Genomic DNA, 712 nt, shown 5'->3' with positions numbered 1-712 from the left:
GCATGGGGCGCGCCTGCCGGCCGCGTCCGTGGGGCGAGGAGCACCTGCTGATCGGCGCGCCGCCCGCGCGCTGTGCGACGCTCGCGCGCCGCTTCCGCCAGGATTCGATCCTCGCCGTGGCGCGCCGCGGCCCGGCGCGGATGATCGTGCTGCGATGAGCGGCGCCGCCGGCTTCCTCGCCGCCGTCTTCGCCGTGCGCGCGGCCCTCGGCGCCTTCTTCCAGGCGCCCGGCGCGGCGGGGCCGCTGCTGGTCGATCGCTTCGACCTCGACTGGACGCAGTTCGGCACGCTGGTCGGCCTGTTCTGGCTCCCCGGGCTGCTGCTCGCCCTGCCGCTCGGCCTCGCGGCGCGGCGGCTGGGCGACCGCGCGGGCGTGCTGGCGGGCCTCGCCTTGCTCATCGCCGGCGCGCTGGTGGCGGCTTCGGGCGGCGTCGTGCCGCTTTTTGCCGGGCGGCTGCTGATGGGCGTCGGCACGGTGCTGGTGATCCTGCTGCTGACCAAGATGATGCAGGACCGCTTCCACGGGCCGGACCTTTTCCCCGCCATGGCGGTCTACGTCGTCGGCTGGCCCATCGGTATCGCGGCGGCGCAGGCGCTGCTGCCGGGGTTCGCGCTGACCCTCGGTTGGCAGGCACCCTTCCTTGTCGCAGCGGTGGCGGGCGCGGCGGCCTTCGCCGCCCTCGCCGTCGCGTCGCGCCCCGTGCCGCGCGCG

At 76.5% G+C, this 712-nt stretch carries 1 protein-coding gene; it reads left to right on the top strand.

Going from position 1 to position 712, the window contains the following annotated elements; translation table 11 throughout:
* Window positions 1-154 precede the first annotated feature (154 nt).
* The coding region (locus HW577_RS26005) for an MFS transporter (protein ID WP_198378958.1) at window positions 155-712 on the top strand (558 nt) is incomplete at its 3' end.

Origin of the sequence: Neoroseomonas rubea (assembly GCF_016106015.1) — a bacterium.
GTDB classification, from domain to species: Bacteria; Pseudomonadota; Alphaproteobacteria; order Acetobacterales; family Acetobacteraceae; genus Neoroseomonas; species Neoroseomonas rubea.
Note: the sequence above shows the minus strand (reverse complement) of the source record. Positions and strands in the feature narration are given on the sequence as shown.